Source organism: Sphingomonas sp. (assembly GCF_025362505.1).
In the GTDB taxonomy this organism is placed as follows: Bacteria; Pseudomonadota; Alphaproteobacteria; order Sphingomonadales; family Sphingomonadaceae; genus Sphingomicrobium.
In genome coordinates this window covers 1-14,148 of record NZ_JANYGG010000036.1, presented here as the reverse complement: position 1 = coordinate 14,148, position 14,148 = coordinate 1, and the positions used below count along the sequence as shown (strand labels likewise).

General features: G+C 66.7%; 18 protein-coding genes and 1 pseudogene. 9 read left to right on the top strand and 10 right to left on the bottom strand.

Going from position 1 to position 14,148, the window contains the following annotated elements; all coding sequences use genetic code 11:
* The 3 genes from Q0R27_RS03005 to virB11 form a co-directional block, all read left to right on the top strand.
* A partial coding sequence (locus tag Q0R27_RS03005; protein WP_293940762.1) for a TrbG/VirB9 family P-type conjugative transfer protein occupies window positions 1-525 on the top strand: 525 nt, incomplete at its 5' end.
* Complete coding sequence (locus Q0R27_RS03000) at window positions 522-1,754, top strand: TrbI/VirB10 family protein (protein WP_293940760.1); 1,233 nt, start codon at window positions 522-524, stop codon at window positions 1,752-1,754. The genes Q0R27_RS03005 and Q0R27_RS03000, both read left to right, overlap by 4 nt.
* 7 nt (window positions 1,755-1,761) lie before the next feature.
* The gene (gene virB11 / locus Q0R27_RS02995) at window positions 1,762-2,745 is read left to right on the top strand and encodes a P-type DNA transfer ATPase VirB11 (protein WP_293940758.1); all 984 of its coding nucleotides are present in this window, start codon (window positions 1,762-1,764) and stop codon (window positions 2,743-2,745) included.
* Here virB11 and Q0R27_RS02990 read toward each other — a convergent pair.
* The 4 genes from Q0R27_RS02990 to Q0R27_RS02975 all read right to left on the bottom strand — a co-directional run bounded on the left by Q0R27_RS02990 (window position 2,735) and on the right by Q0R27_RS02975 (window position 5,129).
* Window positions 2,735-3,193 carry an FKBP-type peptidyl-prolyl cis-trans isomerase gene (locus Q0R27_RS02990; protein WP_293940756.1) on the bottom strand — a complete coding sequence of 153 codons (459 nt, stop codon included), beginning with the start codon at window positions 3,191-3,193 and terminating at the stop codon, window positions 2,735-2,737. The two genes, virB11 and Q0R27_RS02990, sit on opposite strands and share 11 nt — an antisense overlap.
* Before the next feature lie 3 nt (window positions 3,194-3,196).
* Window positions 3,197-4,135, bottom strand: a complete 939-nt coding sequence (locus tag Q0R27_RS02985; RefSeq protein ID WP_293940754.1) for an outer membrane beta-barrel protein — start codon at window positions 4,133-4,135, stop codon at window positions 3,197-3,199.
* A 226-nt stretch (window positions 4,136-4,361) separates the two neighbouring features.
* The gene (locus Q0R27_RS02980; RefSeq protein WP_293940752.1) at window positions 4,362-4,892 is read right to left on the bottom strand and encodes an amidase family protein; all 531 of its coding nucleotides are present in this window, start codon (window positions 4,890-4,892) and stop codon (window positions 4,362-4,364) included.
* 18 nt (window positions 4,893-4,910) lie between these two features.
* Entirely contained in the window at window positions 4,911-5,129 is a 219-nt protein-coding gene (locus Q0R27_RS02975) for a hypothetical protein (protein ID WP_293940750.1), read from the bottom strand.
* Window positions 5,130-5,278: 149 nt separating this feature from the next.
* On the opposite strand from Q0R27_RS02975, the gene Q0R27_RS02970 reads away from it, so the two are divergent.
* Together Q0R27_RS02970 and Q0R27_RS02965 are read left to right on the top strand one after the other, a co-directional pair.
* Window positions 5,279-5,731, top strand: coding sequence for a MaoC family dehydratase (locus Q0R27_RS02970; protein WP_293940748.1), 453 nt, complete (start codon window positions 5,279-5,281; stop codon window positions 5,729-5,731).
* Window positions 5,728-6,600, top strand: coding sequence for a CoA ester lyase (locus Q0R27_RS02965; RefSeq protein ID WP_293940746.1), 873 nt, complete (start codon window positions 5,728-5,730; stop codon window positions 6,598-6,600). The genes Q0R27_RS02970 and Q0R27_RS02965 overlap by 4 nt, the downstream gene beginning before the upstream one ends.
* A 15-nt stretch (window positions 6,601-6,615) precedes the next feature.
* On the opposite strand, the gene Q0R27_RS02960 is transcribed toward Q0R27_RS02965, so the two are convergent.
* Together Q0R27_RS02960 and Q0R27_RS02955 are read right to left on the bottom strand one after the other, a co-directional pair.
* On the bottom strand, window positions 6,616-7,032 hold the full coding sequence (locus tag Q0R27_RS02960) for a DUF2141 domain-containing protein (protein ID WP_293940744.1): 417 nt from the start codon (window positions 7,030-7,032) through the stop codon (window positions 6,616-6,618).
* Window positions 6,965-7,771, bottom strand: coding sequence for a sterol desaturase family protein (locus Q0R27_RS02955; RefSeq protein ID WP_293940742.1), 807 nt, complete (start codon window positions 7,769-7,771; stop codon window positions 6,965-6,967). Before Q0R27_RS02955 ends, Q0R27_RS02960 begins: the two co-directional genes overlap by 68 nt.
* 84 nt (window positions 7,772-7,855) lie before the next feature.
* Between Q0R27_RS02955 and crtY the strand changes: the two genes are divergently transcribed.
* From crtY to Q0R27_RS02940, 3 genes are read left to right on the top strand one after another with little or no spacing between them, the layout of a single operon-like run.
* The gene (gene crtY / locus Q0R27_RS02950) at window positions 7,856-9,001 is read left to right on the top strand and encodes a lycopene beta-cyclase CrtY (RefSeq protein WP_293940741.1); all 1,146 of its coding nucleotides are present in this window, start codon (window positions 7,856-7,858) and stop codon (window positions 8,999-9,001) included.
* On the top strand, window positions 8,995-10,464 hold the full coding sequence (locus Q0R27_RS02945) for a phytoene desaturase (RefSeq protein WP_293940764.1): 1,470 nt from the start codon (window positions 8,995-8,997) through the stop codon (window positions 10,462-10,464). The genes crtY and Q0R27_RS02945 overlap by 7 nt, the downstream gene beginning before the upstream one ends.
* Window positions 10,461-11,393 carry a phytoene/squalene synthase family protein gene (locus tag Q0R27_RS02940; RefSeq protein ID WP_293940739.1) on the top strand — a complete coding sequence of 311 codons (933 nt, stop codon included), beginning with the start codon at window positions 10,461-10,463 and terminating at the stop codon, window positions 11,391-11,393. The genes Q0R27_RS02945 and Q0R27_RS02940 overlap by 4 nt, the downstream gene beginning before the upstream one ends.
* Window positions 11,394-11,402: 9 nt before the next feature.
* On the opposite strand, the gene Q0R27_RS02935 is transcribed toward Q0R27_RS02940, so the two are convergent.
* The 3 genes from Q0R27_RS02935 to Q0R27_RS02925 are packed head-to-tail and all read right to left on the bottom strand — an operon-like array spanning window position 11,403 to window position 12,804.
* Window positions 11,403-11,930 (bottom strand): sterol desaturase family protein, encoded by a 528-nt coding sequence (locus Q0R27_RS02935; protein WP_293940737.1) that lies wholly within the window; start codon window positions 11,928-11,930, stop codon window positions 11,403-11,405.
* A 52-nt stretch (window positions 11,931-11,982) separates the two neighbouring features.
* Window positions 11,983-12,297 carry a hypothetical protein gene (locus Q0R27_RS02930; RefSeq protein ID WP_293940735.1) on the bottom strand — a complete coding sequence of 105 codons (315 nt, stop codon included), beginning with the start codon at window positions 12,295-12,297 and terminating at the stop codon, window positions 11,983-11,985.
* A 9-nt stretch (window positions 12,298-12,306) separates the two neighbouring features.
* Entirely contained in the window at window positions 12,307-12,804 is a 498-nt protein-coding gene (locus Q0R27_RS02925; protein WP_293940733.1) for a DNA-deoxyinosine glycosylase, read from the bottom strand.
* A gap of 47 nt (window positions 12,805-12,851) precedes the next feature.
* On the opposite strand from Q0R27_RS02925, the gene Q0R27_RS02920 reads away from it, so the two are divergent.
* On the top strand, window positions 12,852-14,018 hold the full coding sequence (locus tag Q0R27_RS02920) for a glycosyltransferase family 1 protein (RefSeq protein WP_293940732.1): 1,167 nt from the start codon (window positions 12,852-12,854) through the stop codon (window positions 14,016-14,018).
* 16 nt (window positions 14,019-14,034) lie between these two features.
* On the opposite strand, the pseudogene Q0R27_RS02915 reads toward Q0R27_RS02920, so the two are convergent.
* Window positions 14,035-14,148, bottom strand: a pseudogene (locus tag Q0R27_RS02915) (IS5/IS1182 family transposase); the annotation flags it as partial.

Below are 14,148 nucleotides of genomic sequence, written 5' to 3'. Positions count from 1 at the left end.
GACGAGCGGATCGAAAATGTCTCGATCGGCGACAGCCTCGCGTGGCAGGTGACCCCCAACAAGCGCGCCCGGATGCTGTTTCTCAAGCCCCTGCTGCGCAACGGCGCGACCAACATGACCGTCGTCACCAGCCTGCGACGTTATGCCTTCGCGCTGTCGACCGGCCCGCGCGAGCGGCGCACGCCATGGGTACTGCACTTCGACTATCCCCCGCCGCCGGTTATCGAAACCCTCCCCGAGCCCCCGCCCCCGCCGCCGGTCAAGCTCGACTTCAACTACACTCGCTTGGGTGACCCTGCAGTCATGCCGGCGCGGGTATGGAACGATGGCCGCCAGACCTATTTCGAGTTCGCCGACGAAACACCCTTCCCCGCGATTTTCGCCTGGGGTCCGGGCAAGAACGACGAATCGCTGGTGAATGTCGCAACTCGCGGCCGAATCCAGGTCGTCCAGCAGATGGGCCAGCGCTTCATCCTCCGCTCCGGCACCCACTTCGCGACCGTCACAAGGACATATCAGCGATGAGCGAGCTCCCCCCCGTCAACATTCCCCGCGTCGCGCGCAAGGCTTCGCGCACCAGGATCGCGCCGTTCGCGCTCGGGCTCGGCGTAATCGGGACCGCTGTGTTCGCCAGCCTCGCCAGTCACCGCGCAGCGCGCGATGATCAGGCCTCGGCGCTGCCCCCGCTGCGCACGACCACGATCAGCGCGCCCGCGCCTCCCCCGCCAGTGATCCTTTCTACCCCGACGACCATCGTCCCGATCCCGATCCAGACGACGCAACCGATTCCGGTTATCGCCTTGCCGATGCAGACTCAGCGAACCTACGGTATCATCCCGGTGGTTCGCGCTCCACGCTCCGACAATGGTGCCGTCGAACGAGCGCGCGCGCGGATCGCGTCGCCGGCGCTGATCGTCGACTTGCCGCCGGCACGGACCGGCGGCGAAGGCCCTCGCGTGGGCCAGACATCCTTCAACGAAAACACGATGCCCCTCGCGGCGTCACTGTTTCAGACCGCCTCGCTTCAGGACTCGACAGGTGCCGCGATCGTCGCGGCCGGCCCACCTGCCATCCCCGAGACGATCGTGCCCATCGCGTCGATCGATCCCGCCGCGCGCGACCTGAATTCGAACGAGCGCTTTTCCAACCGAGCGGGCAACAAGGAGACGGAGGTCGCGCGCGCCCAGCGCCTACCCAATCAGGACATGCTCGTCGTCCAGGGTACGATCATCGGCGCGGTGATGGAAACCGCACTCGATAGCGACCTGCCGGGCTTCGCGCGCGCCATCGTCACCCGCGACGTGCTGTCGTTCGACGGCAGCCAGGTTCTGATTCCCGCCGGAAGCCACGTCATCGGCGAATATAATTCGGGCGTGGCGCAGGGCGCGAGCCGGATATTCATCGTCTGGAACCGCCTTATCCGGCCCGATGGCGTATCCGTTGCGCTCGCCTCACCAGCGGTCGATGACCTTGGTCGCGGCGGATTGGGCGGTAAGGTGAACCGCCATTTCCTCCAGCGGTTCGGCGGCGCGATCCTGCTGTCAGTGCTGACCGGGGGCCTCAACGCTTTCACCCAGTCTCAGACGCGCGGGTCGACCGTGATCGTCAGTAGCTCGAACGAAGCGACGTCGCTTGCCGGCCAAGCATCGAAGGGCAACGACATCGCTCCGACGATCAAGACCCGGCAGGGTGCAACAGTGCGCATCTTCGTTGCGCGCGACCTCGATTTCTCCGCCGTCGGTCCGACCATTTGACCCCGTTATGAGCAGCCAGCCGCTCCTGTTCCTCGATGCCTTCCTTGCGCCGCTGGCCGCGTCGCTGGCGCGCGACGATGTCACCGATGTCTACATCAACCGCCCGGGCGAGCTGTGGCTCGAGACTCCGCACGGGATCGAACGCCACGAGGATCCGCGGCTCGACGACGACGCGTTGTGGCGTCTGTCGCGCCAGATCGCCGCTGCCACCGACCAGGGCATCAGCCGCGAGCATCCGCTCCTCGCCGCCACCCTGCCGAGCGGCGCGCGGGTCCAGGTCTGTGCGCCCCCAGCGACCCGCGGCCATGTCTGCGTCGCGGTGCGCAAGCATGTCGTCCCCGACCTGACCCTGGACGACTATCTTACTGCCGGCGCCTTCGACCGGGTCGGTGCATCGGCGCTGTCGCAGGCCGCGACCGACCTCGCGTTGAAAGCCCAGCTCGCGTCGGGCGACGTGCGCGGCTTCCTCGCCGCAGCGGTCCGCGCGCGCAAGTCGATCCTCATCTCGGGCGGCACCGCGACCGGCAAGACCACGCTGCTCAATGCGCTACTCAAGGAAGCGCCGGCGGACGAGCGGATCGTGCTGATCGAAGACACCCCCGAGATTCAGCTGACCCACGCCAACGCGGTCGGGCTGGTCGCGGTACGCGGCCGGCTCGGCGAGGCGTCGGTCAGCGCCGCCGACCTGCTCGAGGCGGCGCTTCGGCTTCGCCCCGACCGGATCATCATGGGCGAAATTCGCGGAGTGGAGGCACTCAGTTTCCTGCGCGCGGTCAATACCGGCCACCCGGGATCGATCACGACGATCCACGCCAGCTCGCCCGACGGCGCGCTTGAGCAACTCGCCCTGATCGCGGCACAGGCCGGAACCGACCTCGGCCGCGAGGAACTCAAGGCATATATGCGCTCGGTGCTCGACATCATCATCCAGCTCGGCCGCTCGGACGGCCAGCGGCTGGTCAGCGACATCGTCTTCCTGACTAAGGAGTAGCCACCGAGCGCAGCGCCATGCGGAAGCGGAGCGTGCTGTTGGCCGGGATCGGTCCGGCGGCCTGCGCGCCATAGCCAAGCGCCGGCGGAATCCAGACGACCCATTCGTCGCCAGGGCGCATCAGCTTGAGCGCTTCGTTGAAACCAGGGACGAACTGGCCGACCGCGCCGCTGATTGGCTTACCGCGCGCAAAGCTGCTGTCGAACACGCTGCCGTCCAGCAGCTTGCCTTCATAATCGAACGTCACCGTCTCGCCCTCGACCGGTACCCGCCCCGTTTTCGGACCCCTGCGCACGACATGATAGGCGAGCCCGCTCGGCGTCGTGACGTGGCGCACCGCAGCGAGCGCAAGCGGTGTGCGATCCACATTCGGCCCTGCCCGCTCGGTCATACAACCACCGAGCAACAGAGTCAGCGATACGCTTGCGACGATCAGTCCGAACCGCATGAACTAGCCCCGTTCGCCCTGAGACGGAGGCGGCGGAGGCGGTGGCGGCGGGGGCGGCGGAACCGGGCAGGCGGCGGCCATGTCGATCACCGACCCATCGGCGCAAGTCTGGGTCGCTGGCGGCGGTGGTGGCGGGGGCGCTTCGACGATCGGAGGCGGCGGCGGCGGCGGGGCGACCTCAACACCGCCGAAGTTGAAGATCAAGCTCGCCAGCAGGCTATGCGAGCGGAACTTGCCGGTTTCGGTAAAGGTCGAAACCGAGGTCGCGCCCGTCACTGGATCCGAGAACGCGGCACCATTCGAGAAGCGCAGGCGCTTCGTCTGGAAATAGCGATATTTCAGCCCCAGATCGATGTTGGGGCTGATCGCAGTCGAGACGCCGGCGATCAACTGGTAAGCCATGGCGCTATGGCGCTGGTTGAACGTCTTGACCCGGGCCCGGCCCACACCGCCGCCGCCAAAGATACGAAGGCCGGGGGCGATGTCATAGTCGATGAGGCCGTTGAGCATCGCCGACATGACGCGCGTACGATCGTCAAAGGCAAAGCTGCTCGACGTAACGCCGCTGATCGGCGCGGTGTTGATCGCGGTCAGCAGCGAAGGGCTGGCGGTGAAGCTCTTGGCGCGGGTGCGCTTGTAGCCGAGTTCGCCCTCGAGCCGGAAAAAGCCAAAATCGTAGCCGGCGATCACGTCGAGATCGACGCCCTTCTTGTAATCCGTAACGAACCCGCTGCCGTAACTATTGTTGCTTGTCGTGACCGTCTGCCCGAGCAATCCGCCTCCAGTCGGCACCGACTGAACGCGGGTCGAAATCACGCTGTAGGCGGTGTTGCGCGGGAACAGGACGCCGCCTTCGACGCCAACATAGGGAGCGCCGTCCCGCGCCAGGGCCGGACTAGCGAGTGCGGTCATGACGGTGGCCGCGACGATGAATCTGCGCATATTCCTGCCCCTTGCTTAAGTCCTATGCGCCTCCGTAACGCAGCAGGTGGCAAAGATGTTAGGATGGTCGCGCCAGCAGGCAAATTCATCGGCGACCGTATCGCTAGTTGCACGTTGGCATCCGACATCGCCAGCCATTCGGTGACGGGCGGCTAATTCGCCCTTTGCGGTGGACACGTCCCGCGATGCCCATTCGCATCATTGCTTAGCGCGCGTGACTTTACGGTCAGGATTTCTCACGCTGTAACGGGCGGCACCTTTGCGGCGGAGCGCTCTGCCTTCGAGCCCTTAAAAGCATGTTTGGTCTTCGTCCATTCCAGGGCCGCGCCGCCTCGAGCTCGTAAGCAAGTCCGAGCAAAGCTGCTTCGCCCCCGACCGGTGCACCGAACTGCGCTCCGATCGGCAAGCCGGTATCGGACCAAGCACCTGGCACACTCATCGCGGGCGAACCGACCACGTTATGCGGCGTGGTATAGCCAACGTAGCGGGTGAGCCGTTCTGTCAAGATGTCGACGGGAAGGTCCGCTGCGAGCCAGCCAATCTCGGGTGGCGGCAACGACAGGACCGGCGACAGTATCACATCGTACTGCCCGAACCAGGCATCGTGCGCTCCCCGGATCGACGTGAGATACGCAACAGCATGGTCAACGGCACCCGCAGGAGCGCCCTCGACGATTGCGGCCATCGCGAGACTGAAGGGTTCAACGTCGCCGACGCCCGCAGCGTGACCTAGTCGTTCACCGGTTTCCGCGAGCATATTCGCCGCGCCCTTCGATCAGGTGAGCAGGTATGCACTCGCCATGCCGGCGAATGGCTCCGGCCAAGTTGTTGCTTCGACACGGTGGCCAAGATCACCAAGCAGTGTCGCCATTCCTTCGATTGCTGCGGCGACTTCGGGGTCCGGAGATTGGCCCGACACGCTGTCGAGAACCATGCCGATGCGTAGCCGTTTGGTCGGCGGTGCGTCCCAATCGGCCATGCTCATTGCGCTCATGCCAGCCTCTCCTCTTTGTCGTCGCGACGCTTTCTGGCGGGTAGGACGAGCTCCGGTAATGGCACGGGGCAGTCGGGACCGGACAGTCGCCCGAGGGGTGACAGGGCGCCGCCTGTGAGCCATGATCATCGGCAACGTTGCGAGGTGATATGGCGGGACTTTATTTCGATCAGTTCAGCATCGGTCAGCGCTTCGTCCACGAAGTGCGGCGGACCGTCACCGACATGGATAATATGTTGTTCTCGACGCTGACGATGAACCCGGCGGCGATCCATATCGATCATGAATATGCCAAGGGGACCGAGTTCGGCCAGCCGCTGATGAACTCGCTGTTCACGCTCGGGCTGGTGATCGGGCTGTCGGTGATCGACACGACCTACGGCACGACGGTCGGCAACTTGGGCTTCGAGCATACGAGCTTCCCCAAACCGGTCTTCTCCGGCGACACGATCCGCGCCGAGACCGAGGTCATGGCGCTGCGCGAAAGCAAGTCGCGCCCGACCCAAGGCCTCGTGACCTTCCTCCACGTCGCCTATAACCAGCACGACGACATCGTCTGTAAATGCCAGCGCGTCGCCCTGATGATGAAGACCCCGGCATGACCATGCGCAGCTGGCTGTTCGTCCCCGGCGACAGCGAGAAGAAAGCTGCGAAGGCCGCGACCAGCGGCGCCGACGTGCTGATCTTCGACCTTGAGGATTCGGTCGCCGCCGCCAACAAGGACGCGGCGCGGAGCCATGTCGCCGAACTGATCGGTCGGCGTGAGGCGCGCGACTGGTCGTTGTGGGTCCGCGTCAACCCGTTCGACGGCGGGCTGACCATGACCGATCTCGACGCGGTCGTCCGCCCCGGGCTCGATGGCGTCCTCCTGCCCAAGCCCGAGGGTGGCCCCGACGTCGTCCGGCTCGCCGCCGCGATCGAGGAGCGCGAGGCGAAGGCCGGCATGACCAATGGCAGCGTGAAGATCGCGGTCGTCGCGACCGAAACACCGACCGCCGTCTTCTCGCTGGGCAGCTATGCCCCGGCGCATCCCCGTCTCGCCGCGCTGACATGGGGCGCGGAGGATCTCGCCGCCGCGGTCGGGTCGACCGGCAACCGCGACGAGGCGGGCGATTGGACCGAGCCCTATGCGCTGGTCCGCAGCCTGGCGCTGTTCGCCGCCAGCGCCGCCCGCACCGCGCCGATCGACACGCTGTACGCCGACTTCCGCGACCTCGAGGGGCTCGAGCGCGACTGCCGCCGCTCACGTCGCGACGGCTTCCTCGGGCGGCTGGCGATCCACCCGGGACAGGTCGAGACGATCAACCGCTGCTATACCCCGTCGGCGGCTGCGCTCGCCTGGGCAAGGCGCATTGTCGAAGCGTTCGCGGCCGATCCGGGGGCGGGAACGCTTGGCCTCGACGGCAGGATGATCGACCTTCCCCACCTCATCGCCGCGCGCAAGACTCTCGCGGCGGCCGGCAGCGGCTAAACATATGATCGGGCTCTAGAGAATATACCGCATCTTGAGCCGCTGTTCGCTCGTTCCCGACGGAAGCACAAAGCGGACGGCATCCGCGCTCGGCGGACCGAAGCGGATCACCGGATTGCCGGAGAAACCGAACCCCTCGCGCGGAATCCCGAACCGCTTGTCAAGTTTGCCGTTGCCGTTGCTGTCGTGGATCATCAGCAGCGCCCACTCGCCCGGCGCCATATTCTCGAATTTGATCGCCGCCGTATCCGCCGCGACGCTGCCGTGGATCGCGGTGGGGTCCTTGTCGCACGAAAGAAAGTCCTTGGTCTGCCGGGTCAGGCAAAACAACAGTTGCCCCTTGCGGTCGCGCAGCCCCTCGACGTCAACCCGCAGGGTGGCCAGCGGCGGCGCGGGGAGCGGGACCGGCGAGGTCGCCGCCGTCGCGAGCATCGCCGCTCCGAGCGCGAGCGCGCGCCTCGGCGAAGCTCCCAAGCCCCTCGTCGGTACCGCAGAGGCGATCCCAGACTCGGAAATAGAGGCCGTAATTGCAGCGATAGCGTTGGTGATGAAGCTCATGATGACTTGCAGTTATCAGCCATTGCCCGGCCTTTCCATGAACGAGGGCGCGGGGGAACATCTCCCACCCCATATGATTGGTCACGCCCATCAGTGTCATGATGGCGAGCACGAACCCGAGCGCGCCGACATGGATCGGCACTAGGAAGATCAGCGCCGGGATCACTACCGCCCCGGTCAGCGCCTCCCACGGATGAAAACTCATCGCCGCCCAGGCGGTCGGCGGGCGGCTGGCGTGGTGGACTGCGTGAGCGATCCGGAACGGTCTTGGCCGGTGCATCCAGCGATGGGTCCAGTAAAACCAGCTGTCGTGCGCGAACAGATAGATGAGGACGCTCAGCGGCAACCACCACAGCGGGCGAGCGGCGAGGTCGGTGTAGATTTGCGTCCATCCGTGCCGCTGCCAGCCCCATGCGACGATCCCCGCCGGCGCACCGTAGATCGCGGCCGAAGCCAGGCTCCACCCGATTTCGCGGCGAACCTGCGCGCGCTGACCGGCCAGCCGCCGCGGAAAGCGCCGCGCGGTCCACAGCGCGAACCCGCCGCTGGTGACAAGATAGCGCACCGCAACGATGACGGTCATCGCAGCAGCGGAGAGGAGCAGGGCGATCATCGGCAGAGCCCTACGCGATCCCTTTCGCGAATGGGAGGGGGTGGGGGTGGCCCATGACAACGAGCCCCGCTAAGGGCCGCATCAATGCCATCTCCCTCCCTCATCGTCGTCGGCGGCGGCCTGGCCGGTGGCCTCTGCGCACTCGCGCTGGCGAAGCATCGCCCCGACGTCGCGATCACGCTGGTCGAACCCGGCGCGGCGATCGGCGGCAACCACCTCTGGTCTTTCTTCGATGCCGACGTGACCGGGGACGGGCGAGTGTTGATCGACCCGCTGATCGCGCATCGCTGGCCCGGCTATTCGGTCCGCTTCCCCAATCATGACCGGCGGATCACCGAGGGTTACAACAGCATCCCCAGCGATTGCCTCGACGCGCAAGTGCGGGCAGCCTTGCCAGCCGGGGCAATCGTCCACGCCAGCGCTAGCGCGCTCACCCCAACCTGCGTCACACTCGACGACGGCCGCCTGCTCGAGGCGACCGCCGTAGTCGACGCGCGCGGCTTCACCGCTCCCCCCGCCCACCTCGCCTGCGGCTGGCAGAAGTTCGTGGGCCAATTGCTGACCATCCCCGCTGGCCACGGCCTGGCCGAACCGATCGTGATGGATGCCCGGGTCGACCAGGCCGACGGCTATCGCTTTGTCTACTCCCTGCCCTTCTCGCCGACCGAACTGTTCGTCGAGGACACATATTATACTGATGGCCCCGAACTCGACCGCGCCGAACTGGCCAGCCGCATTACCGACTATGCCGCCACACAGGGGTGGGCCGTCGCCACCGTATCGCGTGCCGAGACCGGCGTGCTCCCGGTGGTCATGGCCGGCGACTTCGACCGTTTCTGGCCCGCTATCGACCCCGTCGCCCGCGCCGGAGTCCGCGGTGGCCTGTTCCACCCGCTCACCAGCTACTCGCTCCCTGACGCGGTGCGCTTCGCCATCTGGCTCGTCCGCGAAGCCCCGCTCGATGCAACCCTTGGCCCCGCGACCCGCACCCGCGCGGAAGCCCGCTGGAAGCGCGGACGCTTCGACCGGCTGCTCGCGAAAATGCTGTTCCGCGCCGCCGACCCGCCGGAACGCTATCGCATCCTCGAGCGCTTCTACCGCCTGCCTGCCCCGCTGATCGCCCGGTTCTACTCCGGAAGATCGACGGTAGCGGACCGGGTGCGCATCCTCGCCGGCAAACCACCCGTATCTGTCGCGCGCGCGATCGCGGCGCTTGGGGAGAAATTGTGAAGAGTGCAATCGTCATCGGCGCTGGCTTCGGCGGCCTCGCCCTTGCCCTCCGGCTCCAATCCGGCGGCGTGCAAACCACCATCGTCGAAGCCCGCGACAAGCCCGGCGGCCGCGCTTATCATTGGGAGCGCGACGGCCATATGTTCGACGCCGGACCGACCGTCATCACCGATCCGGATTGCCTGATGCGGCTGTGGCGCCTGTCGGGCCACGACATGGCGCAGGACGTCACCCTCATCCCGGTCACGCCCTTCTATGCGCTCGACTGGCCCGACGGAACGCGGTTCGACTACACCAACGACGACGAAAGCCTGTTCAAGTCGATCGCCGCGCTCAACCCGGCCGACGTCGAGGGCTACAAGAAGTTCCTCGACTACGCCGCCGGGGTCTTCCACGAAGGCTATGAGAAGCTCGGCACCAAGGCCTTCCTCAAGGTCGGCGACATGCTCAAGGCCGCCCCCGCGCTGGCCAAGTATCAGGCCTGGCGCAGCGTCTATTCGATCGTCTCAAGCTTTGTGCAAGACGAACATTTGCGACAGGCATTATCCTTCCACACGCTCCTCGTCGGCGGCAATCCGATGACCTGCTCGTCGATCTACGCGCTGATCCACAAGCTCGAGCGCGACGGCGGAGTGTGGTTCGCCAAGGGTGGCACCAACCAGCTCATCGCCGGGATGGTCACGCAGTTCGAGCGCATCGGCGGCATCCTCCGCCTCGACGACCCGGTCGAGGCGATCGAGGTCGTCGATGGCCAGGCCCGCGCGGTTCGTACCAAATCGGGCTTCCGCGCCGAGGCCGATGCCGTCGCCTCGAACGGCGACATCGTCCACACCTATGGCCTGATCGAAGGCGACTCCCGCGGCCCGAAGCAGGTCAAGGCGCTCAAGAAAAAGCGCTATTCGCCCTCGCTGTTCGTGCTCCACTTCGGGCTCGAGGGCACCTGCCCCGACATCCCCCACCACATGATCCTGTTCGGCCCGCGCTACAAAGGCCTGCTCGACGATATCTACAACAACGGCAAGCTGGCCGCCGACCCCGCGCTCTACCTCCACCACCCGACGATCACCGATCCGTCGATGGCGCCAGAGGGCTGCTCGACCTTCTACGCACTCGCCCCGGTTCCCAACATGGGCCAGGCGGACGTCGATTGGGAGAAGGACGGCGAAGCCTATGCCGATACGATCATCGACACGCTCGAAGCGCGGCTGATTCCCGACATCCGCAGCCGCATCCGCACCCGCTTCCATTACACCCCGGCCGACTTCAAGGGCGACCTCGCCGCGCACCTCGGATCGGCGTTCAGCCTCGAACCTGTGCTCACCCAGAGCGCGTGGTTCCGCACCCACAACCGCGATGACAAGATTTCGAACCTGTACTTCGTCGGCGCCGGCACCCATCCGGGCGCGGGCATCCCCGGCGTCGTCGGCAGCGCGGAGGCGACGGCGCGGCTGATGCTCGAATGAGCAGTCGGGAACGCCAGCGGCTGGTCGAGGAGTCGGGACGGATCATCGCCCAGGGCTCGAAGAGCTTCCGCTTCGCCAGCCAGATCTTCGGCGAGCAGACCCGCGAGCGTAGCTGGCTGCTCTACGCCTGGTGCCGCGCGTGCGACGATGTCACCGACGGCCAGACGCTCGGCCATGACGCGGTCAGCCCCGACGATCCGGCCGACCGCATCGCCTTCCTCAAGACGACCACCGCCGCCGCGCTGGCCGGCAAGCCGACCGGCCTCGCCGCGTTCGACGCCTTCGCTGCGGTCGCCGCCGAATGCGGCATCCCGCCCGATCTCGCCGCCGACCATCTCGCCGGCTTTGCGCGTGATGCGACCGGGTGGACCCCGTCAGACGAGGAGGCGCTGCTCAGCTATTGCTACCAGGTCGCGGGCGCGGTCGGGGTGATGATGGCGCACGTCATGGGCGTGTCCGCGGCCGAGCGCGACACTTTAGACCGCGCCGCCGACCTCGGCATCGCCTTCCAGCTGGCCAATATCGCGCGCGACGTCGTCGACGACGCAAAGGTCGGGCGGCGCTATTTGCCCGACGACTGGCTGGCAGAGGAAGGCCTGGCGGGCGCCGACCTTCAGGACCCGTCCCACCGCCCCGCCCTTGCCCGGATCGCCAGGCGCCTCGCCACGCTTGCCGACCGCTATCGCCTGAGTTCGAAAGTGGGCGCCGCCCGCCTGCCCTTCCGCAGCCGCTGGGCGGTTCTCGCCGCCGCGCGCATCTATGGCGCGGTGGCCGAGCGGGCCGTCGCGCTTGGCGATAAGGCATGGGACCGGCGCATCTCGATCCCCCGCCGCGAGAAATTCGGACTCGTACTGATGGCGCTGGTGGACTCGCTCCGCACCCCGCAGCAGGTCAGTCGCGAGGGGCTGTGGACGCGCGCGCCTGGTTGAGCGGGTAATTCACGCTTCAGAGGGCTCCGAAGCGATCACCCGATTGGGCGCCCTGATCCCGGCGCGGCCGCTTGCCGCAAGCGCCGCCTTCAGCTGCTCGACCGGCGGGGCATAGATGAAACCGAAACTGACCGTCCCCTCGCGCGTCTCGACCGCGTGGTGGATCCGGTGCGCCTGGACGATCCGCTTGAAATAGGTCGATCGCGGCACGATCCGGTGCGCCACGCGGCGGTGGACGATGACGTCGTGAAAACCGAAGTAGATCGCGCCATAGGCGGCGATCCCGGCCCCGGTCCACGTCGCCCAGTCGCCCCACCCCCAGCGCACCCCGCCCGCCAGCAGCAGGATCGAGGGGCCCGCGAAGATCACCGCGTAAAAGTCGTTGAGCTCGAACATCCCGCTGCGCTCACGATGATGACTCTCGTGCAACCACCAGCCGAGCCGCCCGTGCATCACCCACCGATGCGCGACATACGCGACCCCCTCCATCACCGCGACGGTGGCGAAGAACAGCAAAAATCCTGCGAGAAGCGTCATGATGACCGCCATATAACAACGCCCGTCCCTGAAAGGGAGAGGGTGGAGTGGTTTACTTCGCCGCCGCCAGGAACCGCATCAGCTCGGCCAGCGTCGACTCCATCTGGTCCTGCATCTGCGTCACCAGTTCATTCTCGCGCATATGCTCATGGTCGAGCGGCTTCGAATAGCTGTCCGAGAACGCCTTCAAATCGTCCTGGTCGAAGATCCCCTTCGACACCAGCTTCGCCAGGATCACCAGCAAGCCATTGGTATTGGCAATATTCCCCGCGACCAGCGCCTCGTCGACCAAACTCAGCGAGGGATCGCGCTCGTCGTCGCTTTCCTCGAGTTCGGCCTCGTCGATGTCTTCGTGTCCGTCGCTCATCGCCATCCTTTACTCGGGATCGGCGAACCCTGCCAAGACCCGCCACCGCTCCGTCTTCGCCCCCAACCCGAGCGTATGCGCCGCGCTCGATGACGGCAGGTCGATCAGCGTCACTCCGCGTATTTGGCCAAGCGCCCGCCGCCCGATCCGGGCCGACGCCTTCCCGTTGAACCCGATCGCCGCCAGCCGCGGGTGCCCGGCGACGAATTCGGCCAGCGCATTGTGCGTTGCCCCGCGGATCGCCCCGTCGAGGCTTCCGGGCCGCTCGGCGCGCTCGACCACGTCCCACAATGCCACCCCGCGCACCGCCAGCCGCGTCAGCCGCTCGTCATAGGCGAGCTGCGCCAACCCTTCCCCCAACGCTGCCCCAAGCAACCTCCAGAACTGGTTCGTCGGATGCGCATAATAGCGTTGCGCCGCGAGGCTCGCATCGCCCGGCAGGCTGCCGAGCAGCAGCAGCCTCGCATCCCGCGCCCCGACCGGCGCCATCGACGATTTGAGCGTCATCGCGCCCGGCCTAGCCCCCGCCACGCGACGGCGCTATGCCACACGGCATGCCTGCCCCGCTCCGCATCGCCCTGCTCTCGGGCAATTACAACTATGTCCGCGACGGCGCGAACCAGGCGCTCAATCGCCTCGTTGGCTACCTCCTCGGTCAAGGCCACGCGGTGCGCATCTATTCGCCGACCACCGACACGCCCGCCTTCGCCCCGGTCGGAGACCTCGTCAGCATCCCCTCCTTTGCCATCCCCAAGCGACCCGAATATCGCTTCCCGACCGGCCTGCCGCGCGCCAAGCTCAAGGACCTCGCCGACTTCGCCCCCGACATCATCCATATCTCGAGCCCCGACATGGCAGCGCGCAAGGCCGTCGGCTGGGCCCGCCGGAACGGAGTCGCGGTGGTCGCCTCGATCCACACGCGGTTCGAGACCTACCTTAGCTACTACCACCTCCAGCTATTCGAACCGGCCCTGCGTGCCCTGATGCGCCGCCTCTATCGCAAGTGCGACGCCCTCCTCGCCCCGGCCGAATCGACCGCCGCCGTGCTCCGCGCCCAGCGGATGAACCGGACCATCTTCCTGTGGTCGCGCGGGGTCGATCGCGAGCAGTTCAACCCCGGCCGCCGCGACCTCGCCTGGCGCCGATCGCAGGGCATCGCCGACAACGACGTGGTCATCGCCTTCCTCGGCCGGCTGGTGCTGGAAAAGGGCCTCGACGTCTTCTCCGACGCCTGCGACCTGCTCGACGAGCGCGGCGTGTCGCACAAGGTGCTCGCAATCGGCGACGGCCCGGCGCGCGCCTGGTTCGCCGAGCGGCTGCCCAAGGCCATCTTTACCGGCCAGCAGGTTGGCCCCGACCTCGCCCGCGCGCTCGCCAGTGCCGACATCTTCCTCAACCCGTCGGTGACCGAGGCGTTCGGCAATGTCACCCTGGAAGCGATGGCCTGCGCGCTACCCGTCGTCGCCGCCGCCGCTACGGGCGCGAGCAACATTGTCCGCGACGGCGACAGCGGCAGCCTCGTCGAGCCGGGCGAGGTCGAACAATATGCCGACGCCCTCGAAGCCTATATCCGCGATCCCGACCTGCGCCGCGCTCACGGCGAGCACGGCCTCGCCCATGCCGAAACGCAGGACTGGTCGCGCATCAATGCGGCAGTCGAAGCGGCCTATTACCGGGTGATCGAACGGCGCGCCCGGATCGCGCGGACGCTGGATCGTTAGGGTCAGGACTCGTTGATCAGAGCCAGAAGATGACGGTGGCGGCGAGGGCGATGGCGGAGAGGAAGACGGTCGGGCATCGATCGTAGCGAGTGGCGACGCGGCGCCAGTCCTTGAGGCGGCCGAACATGAT